Source organism: Methylobacterium sp. WL18 (genome assembly GCF_008040015.1).
Lineage (GTDB): Bacteria > Pseudomonadota > Alphaproteobacteria > Rhizobiales > Beijerinckiaceae > Methylobacterium > Methylobacterium mesophilicum.
The window spans coordinates 1-3,145 of the sequence record NZ_VRVD01000551.1 but is presented as its reverse complement, the minus strand read 5'-3'; the positions used below and the strand labels follow the sequence as shown (position 1 = coordinate 3,145).

4 protein-coding genes are annotated in these 3,145 nt (G+C 72.2%); 2 read left to right on the top strand and 2 right to left on the bottom strand.

What is annotated here, in order from left to right:
• Both FV228_RS24800 and FV228_RS24795 read left to right on the top strand, forming a co-directional pair.
• On the top strand, positions 1 to 580 hold a 580-nt coding region (locus FV228_RS24800; protein WP_147856988.1), incomplete at its 5' end, for an FAD-binding oxidoreductase.
• Positions 581 to 590: 10 nt separating this feature from the next.
• Positions 591 to 1,592: a 4-hydroxyproline epimerase gene (locus FV228_RS24795; protein ID WP_147856987.1), complete on the top strand. Its 1,002-nt coding sequence runs from the start codon at positions 591 to 593 to the stop codon at positions 1,590 to 1,592.
• 38 nt (positions 1,593 to 1,630) lie between these two features.
• Here FV228_RS24795 and FV228_RS24790 read toward each other — a convergent pair whose 3' ends face one another.
• Together FV228_RS24790 and FV228_RS24785 are read right to left on the bottom strand one after the other, a co-directional pair.
• Positions 1,631 to 2,131 (bottom strand): cytochrome P460 family protein, encoded by a 501-nt coding sequence (locus tag FV228_RS24790; RefSeq protein ID WP_147856986.1) that lies wholly within the window; start codon positions 2,129 to 2,131, stop codon positions 1,631 to 1,633.
• Between the two features lie 45 nt (positions 2,132 to 2,176).
• The coding region (locus FV228_RS24785; protein WP_147856985.1) for an alpha/beta hydrolase at positions 2,177 to 3,145 on the bottom strand (969 nt) is incomplete at its 5' end.

Genomic DNA, 3,145 nt, shown 5'->3' with positions numbered 1-3,145 from the left:
AGAGGTCACGGCGCTGCGCCCCACGGCCGACGGCGTCGCCGTCGTGACATCCGCCGGCACCCGCAGGGCCGGACAGGTCGTGGTCGCGGCCGGGGCCTTCTCGCACCGCATCGCCCGCACCCTGGGCGAGCGGATCCCGCTGGAGACGGAGCGGGGCTACAACACAACGCTGCCCGCGGGCGCCCTCGACCTGCGCACGCAGGTCACCTTCGGGGGCCACGGCTTCGTGGTGACGCGGCTGTCGTCCGGCATCCGGGTCGGCGGCGCGGTGGAACTCGGGGGCCTCGACCGGCCGCCGAATTTCCGGCGCTCGGAGGCGATGCTGCGCAAGGCCAAGACCTTCCTGCCGGGCCTGAACACCGAGGGCGGCCAGCCCTGGATGGGCTTCCGCCCGTCGCTGCCCGATTCCCTCCCGGCGATCGGCCAAGCGGCTTCCACCCGCCGGGTCGTCTACGCCTTCGGGCACGGCCATCTCGGGCTGACCCAGTCGGCGGGCACCGCCCGCCTCGTCGCCGACCTCGTCACCGGCGCGGCGCCGGCGATCGACCTCGCGCCGTTCTCGCCCCAGCGCTTCCGATAGGGCTTCGCCTATGGCCAACCACACCTTCTCGTGCCTCGACGGCCATACCTGCGGCAACCCGGTCCGCCTCGTCTCGGGCGGGGGCCCGATCCTCGAAGGCGGCACCATGCTGGAGAAGCGCGCTCATTTCCTGCGCACCTACGACTGGATCCGCACCGGGCTGATGTTCGAGCCGCGGGGCCACGACATGATGTCGGGGGCGATCCTGTATCCGCCGACGCGGCCCGATTGCGACGTGGCGGTGCTGTTCATCGAGACCAGCGGCTGCCTGCCGATGTGCGGCCACGGCACCATCGGCACGGTCACCATGGCGATCGAGAACGGCCTGGTCACCCCGCGCGCGCCGGGGCGGCTCTCGATCGACGCGCCGGCCGGCAAGGTGGACATCACCTACCGGCAGGAGGGCCGTTTCGTGGAGGAGGTACGGCTGCGCAACGTGCCGGGCTATCTCCACGCCGAAGGGCTGAGCGCGCATCTCGATGGGGTCGGCGAGATCGTGGTGGACGTCGCCTACGGGGGCAACTTCTACGCCATCGTCGAGCCCCAAAAAAACTTCCGGGACATGGCCGATCACACCGCCGGGGACCTCATCGCCCGGTCGCCGAAGCTGCGCGCGGCGCTCAACGCCAAGTACGCGTTCGTCCATCCGGAGCATCCGGAGATCCGGGGCCTGTCCCACATCCTGTGGACCGGCGCGCCGCGCCACCCCGAGGCCCAGGCCCGCAACGCCGTGTTCTACGGCGACAAGGCGATCGACCGCTCGCCCTGCGGCACCGGCACCTCGGCCCGCATGGCGCAGCTCGCCGCCAAGGGCCGGCTGAAGGTCGGCGACGATTTCGTGCACGAATCGATCATCGGCTCGCTGTTCCGCGGCCGGGTCGAGGCCGCGACCTCGGTGGCCGGCAAACCCGCGATCGTGCCCTCGGTGGCCGGCTGGGCGCGCCAGACCGGGATCAACACGATCTTCATCGACGACCGCGATCCGTTCGCGCACGGCTTCGTGGTGGCGTAGCCGCCGGCGAGGCAGGGCAGCGCCATACGCGCAGCCCCTCAGGGCGCGAGCCGGGTGAACACGAAGTCGTGGTCCCGGACGTTGGCCTGATGGCAGGCGAAGCAGGTCTCGTGCTGGGCCGCGTCCGTGGGCGTGCCGTCGATGAAGCGGCCGAACCCCCAGCCGCCGGTTTCCGGGTAGCGCTTCGAATCCTTGACCATGACCTGGATCGTGGTCGCCGCCCCGGGGACGAAGGCGGGCTCGAATTCCCGGGAGGGGGTGCGTTTCCAGGCGCGCTTCACAAGGACCGTCCCGTCCGGGAAGGGCAGCGTACCCGCCCGGTAGGCCTGCAGCGCCGGGGCGTTGCCCACCACCGCGCGCAGCTCGTCGAGGGCGCCGGTCTCCTGCGCGACCCCGATGAGCGGCCAGTCGCGAAAACCGTCCGGAACGGTCACGCCGTAAAGCGGCGACGCTTCGGGCGCGGTCCCGGCACGGAGGGCGGCGGCGCCCAGCAGGGCGGCCGCCAGCAGGCTGGACGCAGCAACGGTGATGGCACGCATCGCAGGCTCCTGTGCCGTCTCAGGCCGATCCGGACGCGGGGGACCTCAGGCCGAGGCCGCATCGAGGACGGCCTGCGCGAAGGCGTGCGGCGCCTCCTGGGGCAGGTTGTGGCCGATCCCGCCGGTGATCGGCCGGTGCGCGTAGCGGCCGGTGAATTTCCCGGCATAGGTCGCGGGCTCCGGATGCGGAGCGCCGTTGGCGTCGCCTTCGAGCGTGATCGTCGGCACGGCGATCTCCGGCGCCCGCGCCAGCCTTTCCTCGAGGGCCTCGTAGCGCGGCTCGCCCTCGGCGAGCCCGAGCCGCCAGCGGTAATTGTGGATGACGATGGCGACATGGTCGGGGTTGTCGAAGGACCGGGCGCTGCGGGCGAAGGTCGCGTCGTCGAACGCCCAGCGCGGCGAGGCGCTCTGCCAGATCAGCCGGGCGAAGGCGTCGCGATACGCTTCATAGCCGGCCCGGCCCCGGCTGGTGGCGAAGTAGAACTGGTACCACCAGGACAGCTCGGCCTTCGGCGGCAGCGGCGCCTCGCCGGCCTCCTGGCTGCCGATCAGGTAGCCGCTCACCGAGACGAGGGCGTCGCACCTGTCCGGCCAGAGCGCCGCGACGATGCAGGCCGTCCGGGCGCCCCAGTCGAAGCCGCCGAGCACGGCGCGGGGGATGCCGAGGGCGTCCATGAGGGCGATGACGTCCACCGCCAGAGCCGCCTGCTCGCCGTTGCGGATCGCGTCCTTCGCGAGGAAGCGGGTCGTCCCGTAGCCGCGCAGATGCGGCACGATCACCCGATGGCCGGCCGCGGTGAGGATCGGGACGACCTCCGCGAAGGCGTGGATGTCGTAGGGCCAGCCGTGCAGCAGGATGACCGCCGGACCGTCGGCGGGGCCGGCCTCGACATAGCCGACATCGAGCATTCCGGCCTCGACCTGCTTCAGCGTGCCGGGCATGGTTCCGGCCGCGGAGGCTCCCGTCTCGGCCCGCGCGACGCCGATGCGGCCCAGCTCGGCGACCGCCACGGT

Coding starts and splice junctions, on each gene's coding strand:
- FV228_RS24795 (WP_147856987.1), top strand. CDS start 591: ATGGCCAACCACACCTTCTCGTGCCTCGACGGCCATACCTGCGGCAAC.
- FV228_RS24790 (WP_147856986.1), bottom strand. CDS start 2,131: ATGCGTGCCATCACCGTTGCTGCGTCCAGCCTGCTGGCGGCCGCCCTG.